This is a genomic window from Streptomyces sp. NPDC030838 (assembly GCF_055572035.1).
The window spans coordinates 347,502-364,856 of the sequence record NZ_JBVIED010000001.1; the positions used below are offsets into that span (position 1 = coordinate 347,502).

Sequence of the window (17,355 nt, forward strand, 5' to 3'; positions counted from 1 at the left end):
TCGGCCAGCGCGTCCCTCGATCGTGTGAACGAGGGCAGATCCCCGTATCTCCCGTGTCCACGGAACGCATGATCGATGGCAACAGCCGAGTTCAATGCGATCCAGGCAGGGGAGGCGGATGGCACGCAGGCGGGGGCGGAGGCGTCAGCTGCGTGCGATGGCTGCACCGTTCACGGTGGCCGCCCCGTCTGGCGCGAGGATTCGGGACCGGCTCAAGGGCCTGACCGCGGTGGACGTGAAGGTCCTCACCCTGGTAGGCGAGCATCTTGGCCGCCAGCAGCGAGCCGACCTCGCCACACGCATCCGGATCGGGAACGTTCCGTCGAAGAACACCCAGCGGGCCAGTCGAAAGAAGCAGCTGACCGCGGTTTCCTCTTCCCGGTGGGCGGGGGCGATGACCCGGGTGTCGGAGGATCAGTATCAGCTGTCGATGCGCTGCCTGTCGGATGAGCGGGCCGGTCTGCTGCGCCGGATCCGGAAGATCGGGCAGCGGCTGGCGGTGCCGTGTGGCCAGAAGCGTGGTCGGATGCGTGGGTACGCGAACCAGGCCGAGCGCTGGCAGAAGCAGCAGCATCAGAAGAGGCTTGAAGCCCGGCTGGCGTTGGTGGAGCAGCAGATCGAGCAGGGGCGCCCGTCGGTCACGGTGGGCGGGCGCCGGCTGGCAAGGATCCGTCACCACCTGGCCGAGGCCGGTTTGACCGAAGCCGACTGGCGGCATCGGTGGGATGCCGCCCGGCTGTTCCTGACCGCTGACGGGGAGTCCGGCGCTCCGCACGGCAACTACACCATCACCGTCGACCCCATCTCGGGCGAGGTCTCCGTCGTTCTCCCTGAGCCGCTGCGATACATGGCCAACGCCCCACGAGGCCGCTATCGCCTCTCGTGCACGGTCACGTTCCACCACCTGAGGGAGGAGTGGCTGGACCGGGTGACCGCCCGCCGGGCCGTCCGCTACGACATCGTCCGCGACTCAGCCCGCGGCCGCTGGTACCTGGACGCCTCCTGGTCGGCCGACATGACGGTCCTGCCCCGTCTGGGGGAGATCCGGGCGTCGGGCCTGAACGTTCTCGCCGTTGACCTCAACGCTGATCACCTGGCGGCCTGCGTCCTCGACCGGCACGGCAACGCGGTCGGCGAACCGTACACGCTCCCCTTGGAACTCGTCGGTACCACCTCCACACGGGATGGGCGGCTTCGGCAAGCGATCGCTCACCTCATCTCCCTCGCCAGGCAGCACCACTGCGCTGCCATCGTGGTGGAGAACCTGGGCTTCGGCGACGCGCGGGTCACCGGCCGGGAAACCATGGGCCGCGGTCGACGCGGCAAGGCGTTCCGCCGCACCGTGGCCGGGATCCCCACCGCGCGCTTCCGGGAGCGGCTGCGCGGCATGGCCTACCACCAGGGCCTGGTCCTCATCGCCGTGGACCCCGCCTACACCTCTGTCTGGGGCGAGAGGTACTGGAAGGCCCCGCTCCAGGCCCAATCGAAAACATCCGTCACGCGGCATCACGGTGCCGCCGTGGCGATCGGCAGGCGTGGCCTTGGCCACCGGGCACGGCGTCGGCCAGGTGTGACCGCACCCCACCGGAGGATGGGACCGCGGAGAGCTACCGGCCAGACCGTGCCCGTGCCAAGGCCGCGCGGGACCGCGAGCTCACCCAGGACAGCGAGCACGCCCAGCGCAGGCGGGAAGACTCGACTGTGCCGAAGTGACCAGCTCGCGCTGTTCCCCGGCCCCCAAGACCGTTCGGAGGGCCACCGGATCAACGATCCGGTACACGGCGCAGTGGCCGATACCAGCCCATAAGCGCCAGGAATGGTGTGTTGCCGCGCGATGAACACGCGGGCGGCCCGCTTGAGATGGCGGATACGCCTGGTGGGATGAGGGAGGCGGGAGTTGATTTCCGGTCGTCGGGGCGTCCGAGCAATGAGAGGAGGGGTCCGCGGGGCGGGGGCGTCTGCTTCAATGGGCTCATGGCCAGCTTCCAGAAGTACACCACGACAGGTCGCCATGACCTCGAGCCCTTCTGGCCTTCCCGTCAGCACCACGACTTCGACCAGGTGTGTTGCCGCGCGACGAACGCGCGGGCCCTCTAAAGCCGTACACTCCGGCCTTCGGCCAGCGCGCAACGACGTACGTCCCTCGACGAGCCCGACCACGAAGTCGCGGCCGTCGACCTTCCCGACGGACTCCTCGCGCGAAAGAGCTGACCTCTCATGGCGACCACTCGTTCCCTGTCCACCGTCCCCTCGCACACCCCCCGGCACCGGCTGCGAGCCGTCGACCGCGACGACGTGGTCGACGTCGCGGACTTCCTGCCGCCGGGCGCCACCTGGCTGCCGGCCCCGCAGCACACCGTGCCCGCCCTGCCGGGCCGCCCGCCGATGGTCGGGTACCTGGTGCTGGTCCCGGCGGACCAGCAGCCGCCGTTCCTGCCGGTGGCGGTGCCCGACCGGGAGACCGACGAGGCACCCGGGGACGCCGAACCCCTCATCCGCGTCGACTCCGTCCGTCGCACCGCCGCGGTGGACGGGCGTGAACTCGACCTGACGTACCTGGAGTTCGAACTCCTCGCCCATCTGGTGGCCCACCCGCACCGGGTGCACACCCGCGACCAGCTGGTCACCACGGTGTGGGGCTACGGGCACGTGGGCGACGGCCGCACGGTCGACGTGCACATCGCCCGGCTGCGCCGCAAGCTGGGCGCCGAGCACCGGGACACCATCCGCACCGTGCGCCGGGTGGGCTACAAGTACACTCCGCCGACCGGGCGTTGACCTCCGCACCCTCTGCCCTGGGCAGAGCCGCCTTCCGTCCCGCGCCGCGAGCGGGCAGAGTCACCGGCATGAGACTTCTTGTGCTGGGCGGTACGGAGTTCGCGGGGCGGGCGGTCGTGGAGGCGGCCCTGGGGCGTGGCTGGGACGTGACCGTCTTCCACCGGGGGCGCCACGCGGCGCCCGCCGGGGTGCGGGCGCTGCACGGCGACCGCACCGCGCCCGACGGGCTCGCCGCTCTGGCGGAGGGCGCGTGGGACGCCGTCGTCGACACCTGGTCGGCGGCGCCCCGCGCGGTGCGCGACACGGCGCGGCTGCTGCGGGGCCGCGCCGGACGGTATGTGTACGTGTCCAGCTGCTCGGTGTACGAGTGGGCGCCGCCCGCCGGATACACCGAGGACGCGCCGCTGGTCGAGGGTGCCGACCCGGACGCGGAGCAGACCGAGTACGCGCGCGACAAGCGGGGCGGCGAGCTGGCCGCGCTCGACGCCTTCGGCGCGGACCGGACGCTGCTGGTGCGGGCCGGGCTGATCCTGGGGCCGTACGAGAACGTGGGCCGGCTGCCCTGGTGGCTGGGCCGGATGGCCCGCGGGGGTCCGGTGCTGGCACCGGGTCCCCGGGATCTGCCCGTCCAGTACATCGACGTCCGCGATCTCGCCGAGTGGATCCTCGACGGGGTCGAGCAGGAGCTGAGCGGCCCGTACAACCTGATCTCCGCGCGAGGGCACGCCACCATGAGCACGCTCCTGGAGGCGTGCGCCGCGGTCACCGGCGGTGGTGCCGACCTGCGCTGGACCGCCCCCGAGGTGATCCTGGAGGCCGGGATCGAGCCGTGGACCCACCTGCCGGTGTGGGTGCCGCCGGGCAGCGATCTGCACGACGCCCTGCACGGCGCGGACGTCTCCCGCGCGCTCGGCACGGGCCTGCGCTGCCGTTCGGTCGAGGAGACCGTCGCCGACACCTGGCGCTGGCTGCGCTCCCTCGGCGGCGTCGCCCCGCAGCGCGCCGACCGGCCGCTGAAGGGTGTGGACCCGGAGACGGAGGCGAAGGTGCTCGCCCAGGCCGACGGCGGTCAACTCCCGTAGTCCCAGGGCAATTTCCGAGACGTTTGAACACCCGTGGGACCGGTTCCGTATGGAGGGGAGCCGCTTCACTCCTGTCGGGCGCCTCGATGCTGCCCCGCAAGGAAGTCAGAGGAGTTCCATGGGACGCAACACACGAAAACGCCGTACGCCGCTGGCCACCAAGGCCATAGCCGCATCGGCGGCCCTAGCGCTCGGTGGGGGCGGGCTGATCTGGGCGAACTTCTACGCCTCGGCGCACGAGGAGGACCGCTGGCCGAACCAGACCAAGGCGGCGACGGCGCAGGTCGCCACCATCGACTGCCCGGACGTCGGCCAGCGGCTCACCGAGGTGCCGGACCGGGCCCGCGGCGAGGTGGACGGTGAACTGGCCACCCTGGACCAGCAGATCACCGAGGCCTACCAGCGACTGGCGACCACCCGGGACGCGCAGGCCGGAGACGCGAACTACGTCCAGAACGCGATCCTCCAGCCGCTGAAGGACCGGCGGAAGGCGATCATCGACCGCATCCAGCTGGAGATCAACCGCGCGGGCGGCAGCGCCTCGGAGGACCTGGACAACCTCGCGGGCTGCACCGGCACTCCCGCGGAGCAGCCGCAGACCACGGACGGCCAGACGGGCGACGGCCAGCAGGACGGCGGCCAGAACGACGGCCAGGACGGCGACGGTCAGCAGCAGGACGGCGGGGACCAGAACCAAGACCAGAACGGCGACGGCCAGCAGGACGGCGGCCAGGACCAGGGCCAGGACGGCGGCCAGCAGGGCGGCAACGGCGGTCAGGCCGGCAACGGCCCGGTGGCGGCGGACTTCCAGGACATCACCACCGTCCAGCCCGGCTCCCGCAACCTGCCCAACGGGCTCCGCGCGAACAACGGCCGGACCGGTTCACGGGGCGTCTTCATCACCAAGTGCGGCACCAACGGCAACGACAACCACAACACGGACAACGTGATCGTCGCCCCCGGTGTCACCAACGGCGCCCACCACCTGCACGACTACGTCGGCAACCAGAACAACGACGCGTTCGCGAGCGACGAGGACCTGGCGGCGGCCGACACCAGCTGCCAGAACCCGGGCGACAAGTCGTCGTACTTCTGGCCGGTGCTGCGTCTGCAGGACGGTACGCAGGACTTCGACCAGAACAACGCCGGCGGTGGCACGGAGGGCAACGTCGGCCGGATCCTGGAGCCCAAGGTGGCCCAGCTGAAGTTCGTCGGCAACAAGCGGGGCCCGGTCGTCGCGATGCCGACCGCGCTGCGCATCATCACCGGTGACGCCAAGGCCTTCGTCAACGGCCTCGCGAACGCCAACACCTCCTGGAGCTGCACCGGCTTCGAGGACCGGCAGCTGACGGACAAGTACCCGCTCTGCCCCGAGGGCAGCGACGTGGTGCGCACGTCCAACTTCCAGAGCTGCTGGGACGGTCAGAACATCGACAGCGCCAACCACCGCACCCACGTGGCCTTCGTCCAGGCCGACGGCTCCTGCCCCGGCGGCTTCAAGGCGATCCCCCAGCTCCAGGTGCGACTGGTCTACGAGGTGCCGACCCCGACCATCGAGAACGGCGTGGTGCAGAACCCGTTCGCGGTGGACACCTTCCCGGAGCAGCTGCACAAGCCGATCACCGACCACAACGACTTCATCAACTTCTTCTCCCCGGAGCTGATGAACAAGATGGTCGACTGCATCAACACCGGCCGTAAGTGCCAGTGAGGACGGCGAAGGCCGGCGGCGAGGGACGTTCCCTCACCGCCGGCCTTCGGCATGTCCGGTCAGTGCCCGCCGTGCGAGGCGCCGTGGGAGGCCCCGTGGTCCTTGCCCTCCTCCAGCGTCCCGCCGAGCGTGGCGCGCAGCGCCGTCACCACCTTCGGCTCCCCCACGGCGACCCACTTGCGGCCGACGAGGTAGTGACCGCCGTAGTCCTTCGCCCCGTTGATCCATTCGCGCTGGCCGCGGTCGGTGGCGAAGGTGGCGAGGATGAACCGGCCGTCGTCGTTCCTGCAGATGGCCTGCCGGATCTCGTCGGCGTCCGTCTGGATGTCCGGCTCGCAGCGCACCTCGGCGGCCAGCTGCTCCAGACCGCCCTCGGCGGTCTCGGGCACCTGCGCCCGCTCACCCCCGCCGCCACAGCCCGCGAGCGCCAGCACGGCCACGGCGAGCAACGGTCGGGTCAGCCTCATGAGTTCCTCCGGTACGGCGTCGAACGGGCCATCTGCCTCAGGTCGATACGGCTCCCGCCCGCCCTGCGCTCAAATCGGCTGCCGCCACACATCCGTTCGTGCGAAGGTGGCCCGGTGAACCAGGACTGGGAAGACCGCGTGGCCGCGGCGTGGGCCGGTTTCGACAGCTACCCGGAGGACCGGGCGGCCGACTTCCGCGCGGTGATCGACGCGCTCGTCGCCGAACTCCCCGAGGACAGCCCGGACGGGCCGTTCGAGCAGGCCTGCGCCTGGGACTCCACGGGGCACTCCGACAAGGCCGTGCCGCTGTACCGGGAGGCGCTGGCCCGCGGCCTCACCGGCTACAAGGCGCGCCGCGCGAAGATCCAGCTGTCCAGCTCCCTGCGGAACATCGGCCGGCCGGAGGAGGGCGTCAAGCTGTTGACGCCGGAACTGGACGCCCCGTCGGACGAACTCGACGACGCCGTGCGCGCCACTCTCGCCCTGTGTCTGTCCAGCCTCGGCCGCGACCGCGAGGGCCTCTCCCTCGTCCTGGGCGCCCTCGCCCGCCACCTCCCCCGCTACCAGCGCTCCATGGCGAACTACGCCCGCGCCCTGACCGAGCCCGACGCCTGAGTCCCCCGAACGGGGGTGACCATCCGCGGTTCCGCTCGTTCTCCCGGACGTGCAGTCACAGGATGTCGCCCAGCGTCAGAGCAGCTCCGCAGCCGCCGCCGAAGCGGTGGTCGACGTCGAGCGGGCCGAGGCCGCGCTCGTCGAGCACTACCCGCGGCTGGTCCGTCTCGCCTACCTGGTGCTGCCGCCGAGCCTGGGCCGCAACCGGCGCGTCCTGACCGCCCACTCCCTCACCCAGCGGGCCCTGCCGCGCGGGCGTGCCCGCGCCTCGGTCATCCCGGCCCAGTCGACGGGCCGGGAGAGCGACCCCGGGTACGCCTTCGTCCGCCTCCAGGTGCTGCGTACGGCACTGGAGGCCGGGCTGCCGCTGCGGCGCAGGGCGTGGCCGAAGCGGTCCCAGTTGCCGCCGCTGCTTCCCCAGGTGTGGGGTCTGCGCCTGTTCCCGCGCTCGGGCGGCGCCGACGAACTCGCCCTGGACCAGAAGCTGTCGGCCCTCTCGGCGCCCGCCCGCGCCGCCTATGTGCTGCGCGGCCTGGAGCGGCTGGCCGACCCCGACGTCCGTACGGTGCTCACGGCCGCCGGGGTCGCGGACGCTCAGGCCGCGCTCACCGAGGCCGACACCGTCGCCGCGCAGTACGCGCTGCTGGACTCCGCCGAGTTCGACCCCTGCTCCCTCCAGGCCCGGCCCACCGACCTGATGCGCCGCCGCCAGCATCTGAAGGCCGCGCTCGCCGCGGCTGTGGCGGTCGCGGTGTCCGGGGCACTGCTCGGTCTGCCCGGCGACGACTGGGGCCCGGACGGCGCCGCGGCACCTCCGTACGCGCGCAACCCGTCGGCCCAGGCGGCGCTCGACCCGGCCAAGCTGATCAAGGTGGCGCCCGCGGCCTGGCAGTCGGCGACCCGCACCGACTTCTCCGTGTGGCCCGCGCGCGGCGACCTCACCGACGACACCGCGCTGCTGCGCCGCGCCCTCGCCGTCTGGGCCCGCCCCGGCGAGAAAGTCCGGGTCTCGGCGACGCCGGGCACCCCGTCCGGCGGCCCGGCCGGACCGCCGCAGCTGCTGTACGCGGGGAACGCGAACCAGGCGCGCGTGGTGATCCTCCACGACGGTCTGCGCCTCGTCCGCTACGCCGAGCCGAAGGACGGCACGGCCGGGGCCGCCCTGGACTTCGCCCGGGCGGACGCCGCGGGACGGGCCGAGGCGAGCGCGGTGGTGCTGGACCGCACCTACGGCAACGTCCGCTATCTGATGGCCCCCTGGGTGACGAAGGCGGCCGAGCGGGACCTGGTGAAGCCGGGTGCCGGCGCGATGGCGCTGAGCCTGACCGACGGGGTCACCTCGCCGCTGGCCAGCCCGGTGACCCGGTCCGGCTCGTGCACGTCCTGGAACGTGCTCCAGGTGACCGACGCCTCCGGCACCCGCCTGATGTCCGACCTGGGCGAGCTGCTGCCGGCCCGGCTGACCAGCGGCCGGCCGGGCTCGGTGCGGGAGGCGACCGGCGCGGAGGCACTGCGCACCTGGGCGCCGTTCGCCTGCTCGCTGGCGCACGCCCGGGGGCAGGGCGTGCGGTCGGTGAACGCCTGGGCGTACGCCCGGCAGTCGCTGCCGGACGGCAGTGGCTCGGCGGCCTGGGTGTGCACCCGGGCGGAGACCTGGCGGGGCGGCGGCGAGCGGGTGCTGGCGCAGTTCCAGACGCCGGGCGGGACGTACGGCGCGGTGGCCGCGAAGGCCGACGGCGGACCGGCGTGCGGGGCGAAGGACCCGCACGTGCTGGCCGGGGTGCTGTGGAAGTCGTCGGGCGGGAACTGGTATCTGCTCGCCGCGGGGAGCAGGGACACCGCGTCGGTCAGCGCGACGGGCGGGGTGAACGGCTCCGCGCAGGGCAACCTGCTGACCGTACGGACGAAGCAGGGGGTCCAGGCGGAGCTGAAGGCCACCCTGGAGAGCGGGCGGTCGATCAGCGCCCTGCGTTAGCTGACATCCGCGTCAACAACGTCACGCAGAGGGGTTCACCCCGGGCGTACCCGTCAGTACATTGACGCCATGTCTAACAAGCAGGCCCGGGCGCCCCGGCCCGTCGAGTCCGAGCGGATTCCGCTCAAGGCGCGCAAGGTGTCCTTCTCGTGGGAGGGCACCCCGCTGCACTGGGTGCCGGGGGACCCGTTCACCACGCACACGATCAATGTGCTGCATCTGCTGCTGCCGGCCGGTGAACGCTGGTTCGTGCACGTCTACAAGCAGGTGCTGCCGTACATACGCGACGAGCGGTTGCGCGAGGACGTCATCGGGTTCATCGGGCAGGAGGCGATGCACTCCCAGGCCCACGACGAGGTGCTGCCGCATCTGAAGGAGCAGGGGCTCGATCCGACGCCGTACACCGCGCAGGTCGACTGGCTCTTCGAGAAGCTGCTCGGCGACCGCACCCTGCCGCCGGGCCGGGCCCGCCGCTGGTGGCTGATGGAGCGGGTGGCGCTGATCGCGGCGATCGAGCACTACACCGCCTTCCTCGGCGACTGGGTGCTCAACGCCGAGGAGCTGGACCGGCGGGGCGCCGATCCGACCATGCTGGACCTGCTGCGCTGGCACGGCGCGGAGGAGGTCGAGCACCGCTCGGTCGCCTTCGAGCTGTTCATGCACGTCGACGGCGGCTACCGGCGCCGGGCCCGCACCTGGGCGACCGCCTTCACCGCCCTGGTGTTCCTGTGGCAGCGCGGGGCCCGCTTCTTCATGGAGAACGACCCGACGCTGCTGGACGGCAAGGCCACGTTCAAGGACCTCTATCTGCGCGGACGACAGGGCCTGCTGCCCTCGACGGGCGCCATGCTCAGGTCCATCCCGCGCTATCTGAGCCGCGACTACCACCCCTCCCAGGAGGGTTCCACCGAGCAGGCGGTCGCGTACCTCGCCACATCCCCCGCCGCGAGCTCCCCTGCCGCCATCGCCGCCGAGAAGAGGAGCGCCGCCTGATGCCGACGCCGAAGCTGAAGACCGTGGTGCTGGTCGCGGGTGCCGCGCTGCTCGCCCGGCGGGCGCTGCGCCGCCGGATCCAGGCCTCGCCGCTGTGGCCGATGCCGGCCCTGGAGGAGCCGATCTCGGGCCGGCCCCGGACGCGGGCGCTGCGCCTGCTGGTCACCGCGCACGAGGAGATCGCCGACGGGGTCGTCCAGGTCCGCCTGGAGGGGCACGACCTGCCGCGCTGGGAGCCGGGCGCCCATCTGGACCTGGTGCTGCCGTCGGGTCTGGTGCGGCAGTACTCGCTGTGCGGCGACCCGGAGGACACCTCGTCGTACACGGTGGCGACCCGGCTGGTGGCGGACGGGCGGGGCGGCTCGCGCGAGGTGCACGAGCAGGTGCGGGAGGGCATGGAGCTGGAGGTGCGCGGGCCGCGCAACCGCTTCCCGCTGGTCGAGGCGGACTCGTACGTCTTCGTGGCCGGCGGTATCGGAATCACCCCGATCCTGCCGATGCTGCGGGCGCTGCCGGAGGGCACCGAGTGGCGGCTGCTGTACGGCGGGCGGACGCGGGCGTCGATGCCGTTCCTGGAGGAGGTCGTGAAGATCGGCGGGGACCGGGTCACGGTCGTCGCCGAGGACGAGGAGGGCCTGCCGGATCTGGACGGGCTGTTCTCGGACGTGCCCGAGGGGGCCGCCGTCTACTGCTGCGGGCCGGAAGGGCTGATGGCGGCCGTGGAGGATCGTTTCCCCGAGGTCCATCTGGAGCGTTTCGCGCCCCGTGCGGCGGCGGGCGGCGGCGCCTTCGAGGTCGAACTGCGCCGCAGCGGTGTGACGTTGACGGTCCCGGCGGACCGGAGCGCGCTGGCGGCGATACGGGACGAGCTGCCGGACACCCTCTACTCCTGCGAGCAGGGGTTCTGCGGGACCTGCCAACAGCGGGTACTGGAGGGCGAGGTGGACCACCGGGACGAGCTGCTGACGGACGGCGAGCGCGACGACTCGATGCTGATCTGTGTGTCGCGGGCGAGAAGTGAGCGACTCGTGCTGGATATGTGAACACCCGCGACCGATCGAGACCGTTCACGGCTGGATTCGATCGGTAAGGTGTTCGTATGACTACCGGGGTTCGCCGCAGAATGGGAGTCGAGGAGCGGCGGCAGCAGTTGATCGGCGTCGCCCTCGAACTGTTCAGCCGCCGCTCCCCCGACGAGGTCTCCATCGACGAGATAGCGTCGGCCGCGGGCATCTCCCGCCCGCTCGTCTACCACTACTTCCCCGGCAAACTCAGCCTCTACGAGGCCGCGTTGAAGCGTGCGGCGGAGGATCTCGCGGACCGGTTCGTGGAGCCGGCCGAGGGTCCGCTCGGCGCGCGGCTGCTGCGGGTGATGGGACGGTTCTTCGACTTCGTGGAGGAGCACGGGCCCGGCTTCTCCGCGCTGATGCGCGGCGGCCCGGCGGTGGGCTCCTCGACGACCAACGCGCTGATCGACTCCGTACGCCAGGCCGCCTACGAGCAGATCATCCGGCATCTGCGCGTCCCGGAGCCGCCCGCCCGGCTGGAGCTGGTGGTGCGCTCCTGGATCTCGCTCGCCGAGTCGACGGCGCTGATCTGGCTGGACGGGCGGCGCATCCCCCGCGAGGAGCTCGAGGCGCAGCTCGTGCACGACCTCGCCGCGCTGATGGCCGTCAGCGCCGCCTACGACGAGGAGATGGCCGCCCTGGTCCGCCGCGTCCTGAGGGACGAACCGGCCGACGGCCCGTTCGGCGACCTGGTGGCCCGGCTGATCTCGCTCGCGTCCTAGCTCTGGAACTCCCTAGATCTCGAACTTCCGGTAGGAGGGATCCAGGTCGCGGATCTCCGCCGAGGCGTGCAGGGCGAGCCCGGCGGCCGGCTTGACGTACTGCCGCAGCAGTTCCAGGACGGCCTCGGTGAGCTTCGCCTTGGTCTCCTCCGTACGTCCCGCCAGCAGGCCGATCATGACGTGCACGACGGCGTGCCCCTCGGTGTCGGGGCCGACCGTGGTGTCCTCGGTGCGGCGGAACTGGGTCTTGCAGGCCGGGGGCCTGGCCGCGGCGATCTCCACGACGGCGGCGTGCAGCGCCTTCGCGAACCCCGGCCGGTCGAAGTCCTCCGCCAGCTGCTCGGAGTAGTCGACGGTGATCTGCGGCATGGGTGCTCCTGTTCTACGTCCGGACAGGAGCACCCTAGCCGCAGCCTCGGTCAGCCGGCCCGGGTGAAGACCGCCACCGTGCGGGCCGGAACGGTGAACGTGCCCGATTCCTCCGTGTAGGCCGACTTCTTCACCACGTCGTCCGCCCCGGCCGCCTGCACCGGGTGCAGCCGGTACGCCTCACCGGCCAGCGCGGCGACCCGCTGCTCCTGCCGCTCCGGCGTCGCGTTGAACACCACGACCAGATCACCGAGGCGCATGGTGATCACTCCGGGCGTCTCCTCGGTGCCGGAGAGCGGGAAGGAGAGCGCGGACTGGACCTGGGCGGCCGTGTCGAGGGAGAACGCCTTCTCCGTCGTACGGATCCTCAGCAGGTCCCGGTACGCGGCCGAGGTGCCCTCGATCTGCGGGCAGCCCACGCCGACCTTGGTCAGCAGCGGCTTGGCGTACGGCCACTTGGCCTGGTTGTCGGCCGCCGGAGGCAGACCGCGGCCGAAGCCGTTGCCGTCGGCACAGTTCCAGTGGATGGCGTTGAACCAGTCGCCGCTGTCGTAGGAGTTGCGGTCCAGCGACTTGGAGCGCAGCAGGTCGGTGCCCGCCTGGGAGAGGGCCGGGCCCTGCGAGAGGGTGGCCGTCGCCATGGCGAGGACCTGCATACGCGCCCGGTCGGCGGCGCTCGTCGACGCGGGCAGCTTGAAGGCGAGGGCGTCGAAGAGCGTCTCGTTGTCGTGCGCGTCGGCGTAGGCGAGGGCGTCGCCCGGGGCCGCCGCGTATCCGGCGGGCGCTCCGTTGTAGTCGACCTGGGACCCCTTGACCCGCTTGCCGCTGGTGTCGGTGAAGGCGTAGTCGGCGAGGTTGCCGGACAGCCCGACCTTGATCAGGTCCTGGTAGTGCAGCAGCCGGGCCTTCTGCTCGGCCGGGGTGCCGTTCTCGGCGGCCGGGTTGGGCTCGTTGTACAGACCGGAGGCGAAGCCCTGCACACCGGGGTCGGCGTCGAAGGGGCCGCCGCCGCGCACCGCGTCCCGGGCCCGGTCGGAGAAGGTGGCGATGCCGGTGCCGGCCATGTTCTTCTGCGTGGCCTGCTCGAAGCGGGCGTCGTCGGCGATCTCGCCGAAGTTCCAGCCCTCGCCGTACAGGATGATCTTCTTGCCGTCGACGCCGTCCTTCTCCATGGTCAGCGCGTCGAGGGCCTTGCGGACGGCCAGGATGTTGGCCTTCGGGTGGTGGCCCATGAGGTCGAAGCGGAAGCCGTCGACCTTGTACTCCCTGGCCCAGGTGACCACCGAGTCCACGACCAGCTTGCCCATCATGGTGTTCTCGGTGGCCGTGTTGGCGCAGCAGGTGCTGTTGGCGACCGAGCCGTCGGCGAGGAGCCGCTGGTAGTAGCCGGGGACGATCCGGTCCAGGACGCTGGTGTTCGCCTGGCCGCTCGCCGCCGTGTGGTTGTAGACGACGTCCATGACGACCCGCAGGCCGTCCTCGTTGAGCGCCTTCACCATCTCGCGGAACTCGACGGTGCGGGCGGTGCCGTCCGGGTCGGTCGCGTAGGAGCCCTCGGGGACCGTGTAGTGGTACGGGTCGTAGCCCCAGTTGTAGGCGTCCTTGGCGGCCGCCTTGGCCACGCACTCCTGCTGCTTCTCCGAGTCGGCCGGGTGGGAGGCCAGGTCGCAGTCGACGGTGGCCTGGTCGGCCTTGTTCTCCGGGATGGTGGCGATGTCGAAGGCGGGCAGGAGGTGCACGTACGAGGTGCCCGCCTCGGCGAGCTTGCGCAGGTGCCTGCTGCCGTCGCTGTCCTTGTCGGTGAAGGCCAGATACGTGCCCGGGTGCCGCGCCGTCCTGTCCTCGACGGAGAAGTCGCGGATGTGCAGCTCCTGGATCTGGGCGTCCTTGAGCGGTACGGCCTTCGGCTTCTTGTAGCCGTTCCAGCCGCTCGGCGCGAGGGACCTGTCGGCGAGGTCGACGACGAGGCTCCGCTTCGAGTCGGTGGTGAGGGCGACCGAGTACGGGTCGGTGACCTTGTTGGTGACGATCTCGCGGACGCTGGGCGCCCAGACCTTCACCACGTACCGGTACGGCTTGCCCTTCCAGGACTTCGGGCCGGTGACGGACCAGACGCCGGTGGCGGCGTCGCGGTGCATCCGCTTGAGGGATCCGTCCAGCTCCAGGGACACGCTCTGGGCAGTGGGGGCCCAGACCGCGAGGGTGGGACGGCCCTGGTGGAAGGTGGGGCCGAGGTCCGCCTTGGTCGCGTCGTAAAAATCGTCGAGTACGCCGGCGATCTGCACGCCGGTCGCCGAGAGCACCGCGCCGTTCGCGGCCTGCTGGGAGGCGACGAGCTGGCCGCGCAGGGCCTCGCGGACCCGGTCGCGGTCGCGCGGGTCGACGGACCAGGCGGTGTAGTTCCTCAGGTGCGGGAACTTCGCCTTCTGGGCGTCGGTGAGAGACGTCTTGTGCAGGCGCAGCCACCGCTCGTCGGTGCTGGTCAGGACCCCGTTCTCGGCCTTGATCGAGCCGGTGCGGGAGTAGCGCAGCTGGGTGGAGGCGGCGGCGTCGGAGCCGTTCCAGGCGACGGTGTTCCGGTCGATCCAGACCGCCTTGGAGGTGGTCAGGTCGACGGCGGCCGCGGAGCCCGCGGGCTGCGGCAGCAGGTACTTCTCCTGGCCGCTCAACAGCCACACCTCGTGACCGTTGGCCTTGAGGTCGAGCGACTGGTCGGTGGGCAGGTCCTTCTCGTCGCCCTTGTGGATGATGTAGCTGAGGCTGGTGGCACCCTCGGTGAGCGGCACCTCGAAGACCGCGCCATAGGCATCAGTCTTCACCGGCTTCAGGGGGTTCGACCAGTCGGTGGGGTTCGCGGCGCCCGTCCAGACGTGCAGGCCCCAGCCGTCGTAGTCGCCGTCGGCGCGGTGGTAGTGCAGGACGGCCTTGGACTTGTCCGGCGCCGGGTAGTCGGCCGACGGCCGCTCGGTGCGGACGGTCTCCTTGCCCTGCTCGATCCAGACCTCGCCGGTCTTCGTGACGTCGATCGTGCGGTCGGCGGAGACGTCCTTGTTGCCGTCCTTGTCGATGACCAGGAAGCCGACACTGGAGGCGCCGGGCTTCAGCTTGACGTAGGCGAAGGCGCCGTAGGCGTCGCGGCCGATGAAGGGGTGGCTCTTCGGCCATTCCGTGGCCTCGCCCTCGGCGAGGTCGCCCCAGGCGTACAGGCCCCAGTCGGCGTAGTTCCCGTCCTCGCGCTTGTAGTGGACGATCGCGTGGTCGCGGGAGGACGCGGTGGGGGTCTCCTCGGCGGGCGGAGTGCCCGTGGTGGAGGCGGCCATGGCGCTCGCGGTGCGGCCCGTGCGGTCGATCACCACGGCCTTGTAGCGCAGGGCGGTACCGGGCGGTACGTCCTTGCCGATGGTGTGGGTGACCTTGTACGGGGCGTGGTCGGCGGAGCCGAGGGTCTTCCACTTGCCGTTGCCGGTCTGGGCGGCGAAGACGACGCGGTTCAGCTGTCCGCCGTCCACATCGGCCGTGACCTCGACGGTTCCGGTGGCGCCGGGGGCCGGGGCCTTCAGGGTGAGGGAGGGCTCGGCGGCGGGGGCGGGGAGCTTGCCGGCGGCCTTGTAGACGACGGCGGATCCGGCGGGGACGGTGACGGTGAGCTTGCGGTCGGCGTCGGACTTCAGGTCGGCGTCGGTCCCGTGGATCCCGGCGAAGGCCATGTTCGCCGAACCGATCGCGAAGGTCGCCGTCTTCTCCTCGCCCGCGTTGTTGAAGGCGACGACGTACTCGACGCCGGTCTTCGCGTCGGTGCGGGAGACGGCGTAGACGCCGGGGCCGTCGGCGGCGTGGCGCTCGGTCTGGACGCCGTCGGCGAGGGCCGGGTGGGCCTTGCGGAGCTTGGCGAGAGCACTGATCTGCTGATAGAGCGGTGCACTCGGGTCGTAGGCGTCCTCGGCGTGGGTGCGGTCGGTGCCGAGCCGGTCGTCGTCCAGGTAGTCGGCGACCTTGGAGGCGAACATGGTCTGGCGGGCGTCCTTGTCGCCGCCCGCGCCGGTGAAGCCCTGCTCGTCGCCGTAGTAGATCACCGGGTTGCCGCGGCTGAGGAACATCAGCTCGTTGGCCAGCCGCGCCTTCTTCAGCAGTTCCGCGTCGCTCGCGCCCGGGTTGTCCTGCTTCAGGAAGGTCCCGATGCGGCCCATGTCGTGGTTGCCGAGGAAGGTGACCTGCTCGTAGGCGTTGGCCCTGCCGGTCGTGTACTTGTAGTCGTCGCCGAAGACCGACGCCAGTTTCTTCGCGCTGCCGCCCTGGGAGGCGTAGGCGCGGGCCGCGTCCTGGAAGGGGAAGTCGAGGGTGGAGTCGAGACGGCCCTCGGTGACGTACGGGGCGGTGACGTTGGTGTCGGCGGAGTAGACCTCGCCGAACATGAAGAAGTCGTCGCGGCCCTTCTTCGCCGCGTAGGCGTCGAGGGCGGTGGCCCACTGGGTCCAGAACTCCATGTTGACGTGCTTCACGGTGTCGATCCGGAAGCCGTCGATGTCGAAGTCCCTGACCCAGCGCTGGTAGATCTTCTCCATGCCCTCGACGACCTCGGGACGCTCGGTCCACAGGTCGTCGAGCCCGACGAAGTCGCCGTAGGTGGCGGACTCACCGGCCCAGGTGGAGTCGCCGCGGTTGTGGTACAGCGTCGGGTCGTTGAGCCAGGACGGGACCTTCAGGTCCTGTTTGGCCTCGGCGACCACGGGGGTGCGCGGGAAGGAGTTCTCGTCGACCTCGGGGAAGTCGCGCTCGCCGTCCGCGTAGTCCGCGTCGTCGAAGGGCTCGCCGTTCTTCGTCAGGTACGGGAAGGCGCCCTTGGAGAGGTAGTCGTAGGACTTCTCCTCGTAGTCGACGACGTCGGCGGTGTGGTTGGTGATGACGTCGATGAAGACCTTCATGCCCTTGGCGTGAGCCTTGTCGATGAGGGTCTCGAGGTCCTCGTTGGTGCCGAAGTGCGGGTCGACCTGGGTGAAGTCGGTGATCCAGTAGCCGTGGTAGCCGGCGGAGGCGTTGGCGCCCTCGCCCTGCACGGGCTGGTTCTTGAAGATGGGGGCGAGCCAGATGGCGGTGGTGCCGAGGCCCTTGATGTAGTCGAGCCGCTTCGTCAGGCCCTTGAGGTCACCGCCCTGGTAGAAGCCCTTGTCGGTGGGGTCGTAGCCGGTGGCCAGCCGGGTGCCGGTCAGGCCGCCCTTGTCGTTGGCCCGGTCACCGTTGGCGAAACGGTCCGGCAGGACGAAGTAGAACTGCTCGCGGGTCAGGTCGTGCCGGGCGGGCGCCTTCGCCAGGGCCGCGTCCGACGGCGGTGACGGCGGGGCGGCGGCCTGCGCGGCCAGGGGCTGGACCAGGGCTGCGGCGAGGGCGGCGGCGGTGACGGCCGCCACCCGTCTCACTGGCACGGTACGGCGCGTCCGGGGCGCCGGCCATCTCGGTATCACAGGCGGGAACTCCTTGCGAGTACGGCTCAAACGGGTCGACCCCTGCGCCGCGGCTCGGCTCCGATGCCGGGCGCCCGCGTGACCGTATCGCCAACGAAAGCTTTACAGCAAGGGTCT

Annotated in this window: 12 protein-coding genes; 9 read left to right on the forward strand and 3 right to left on the reverse strand. The window is 71.2% G+C overall.

What is annotated here, in order from left to right; all coding sequences use genetic code 11:
• Positions 1-157 precede the first annotated feature (157 nt).
• From ACZ42A_RS01555 to ACZ42A_RS01570, 4 genes are all read left to right on the forward strand, one after another.
• On the forward strand, positions 158-1,807 hold the full coding sequence (locus ACZ42A_RS01555) for a nuclease/transposase family protein (RefSeq protein WP_468525095.1): 1,650 nt from the start codon (positions 158-160) through the stop codon (positions 1,805-1,807).
• 410 nt (positions 1,808-2,217) lie between these two features.
• On the forward strand, positions 2,218-2,778 hold the full coding sequence (locus ACZ42A_RS01560) for a winged helix-turn-helix domain-containing protein (protein ID WP_468525096.1): 561 nt from the start codon (positions 2,218-2,220) through the stop codon (positions 2,776-2,778).
• Positions 2,779-2,846: 68 nt separating this feature from the next.
• Positions 2,847-3,860, forward strand: coding sequence for an SDR family oxidoreductase (locus ACZ42A_RS01565; protein WP_468525097.1), 1,014 nt, complete (start codon positions 2,847-2,849; stop codon positions 3,858-3,860).
• Between the two features lie 118 nt (positions 3,861-3,978).
• Entirely contained in the window at positions 3,979-5,571 is a 1,593-nt protein-coding gene (locus tag ACZ42A_RS01570; RefSeq protein WP_468525098.1) for a DUF1996 domain-containing protein, read from the forward strand.
• A gap of 59 nt (positions 5,572-5,630) precedes the next feature.
• Here ACZ42A_RS01570 and ACZ42A_RS01575 read toward each other — a convergent pair whose 3' ends face one another.
• Positions 5,631-6,038 carry a hypothetical protein gene (locus ACZ42A_RS01575; RefSeq protein WP_468525099.1) on the reverse strand — a complete coding sequence of 136 codons (408 nt, stop codon included), beginning with the start codon at positions 6,036-6,038 and terminating at the stop codon, positions 5,631-5,633.
• Positions 6,039-6,152: 114 nt separating this feature from the next.
• Here ACZ42A_RS01575 and ACZ42A_RS01580 point away from each other — a divergent pair, with 114 nt between their 5' ends.
• The 5 genes from ACZ42A_RS01580 to ACZ42A_RS01600 all read left to right on the forward strand — a co-directional run bounded on the left by ACZ42A_RS01580 (position 6,153) and on the right by ACZ42A_RS01600 (position 11,410).
• The gene (locus tag ACZ42A_RS01580; protein WP_468525100.1) at positions 6,153-6,653 is read left to right on the forward strand and encodes a tetratricopeptide repeat protein; all 501 of its coding nucleotides are present in this window, start codon (positions 6,153-6,155) and stop codon (positions 6,651-6,653) included.
• Between the two features lie 49 nt (positions 6,654-6,702).
• Positions 6,703-8,628, forward strand: coding sequence for a hypothetical protein (locus tag ACZ42A_RS01585; RefSeq protein WP_468525101.1), 1,926 nt, complete (start codon positions 6,703-6,705; stop codon positions 8,626-8,628).
• 69 nt (positions 8,629-8,697) lie between these two features.
• Positions 8,698-9,621 (forward strand): metal-dependent hydrolase, encoded by a 924-nt coding sequence (locus ACZ42A_RS01590; RefSeq protein WP_468525102.1) that lies wholly within the window; start codon positions 8,698-8,700, stop codon positions 9,619-9,621.
• Positions 9,621-10,664 (forward strand): PDR/VanB family oxidoreductase, encoded by a 1,044-nt coding sequence (locus ACZ42A_RS01595; protein WP_468525103.1) that lies wholly within the window; start codon positions 9,621-9,623, stop codon positions 10,662-10,664. Before ACZ42A_RS01590 ends, ACZ42A_RS01595 begins: the two co-directional genes overlap by 1 nt.
• 56 nt (positions 10,665-10,720) lie before the next feature.
• Positions 10,721-11,410: a TetR/AcrR family transcriptional regulator gene (locus tag ACZ42A_RS01600; protein WP_468525104.1), complete on the forward strand. Its 690-nt coding sequence runs from the start codon at positions 10,721-10,723 to the stop codon at positions 11,408-11,410.
• A gap of 12 nt (positions 11,411-11,422) precedes the next feature.
• Here ACZ42A_RS01600 and ACZ42A_RS01605 read toward each other — a convergent pair whose 3' ends face one another.
• Together ACZ42A_RS01605 and pulA are read right to left on the reverse strand one after the other, a co-directional pair.
• On the reverse strand, positions 11,423-11,779 hold the full coding sequence (locus ACZ42A_RS01605; RefSeq protein WP_468525105.1) for a 5-carboxymethyl-2-hydroxymuconate Delta-isomerase: 357 nt from the start codon (positions 11,777-11,779) through the stop codon (positions 11,423-11,425).
• Positions 11,780-11,829: 50 nt separating this feature from the next.
• Positions 11,830-17,238, reverse strand: a complete 5,409-nt coding sequence (gene pulA, locus ACZ42A_RS01610) for a pullulanase-type alpha-1,6-glucosidase (protein WP_468525106.1) — start codon at positions 17,236-17,238, stop codon at positions 11,830-11,832.
• Between the last annotated feature and the right edge of the window lie 117 nt (positions 17,239-17,355).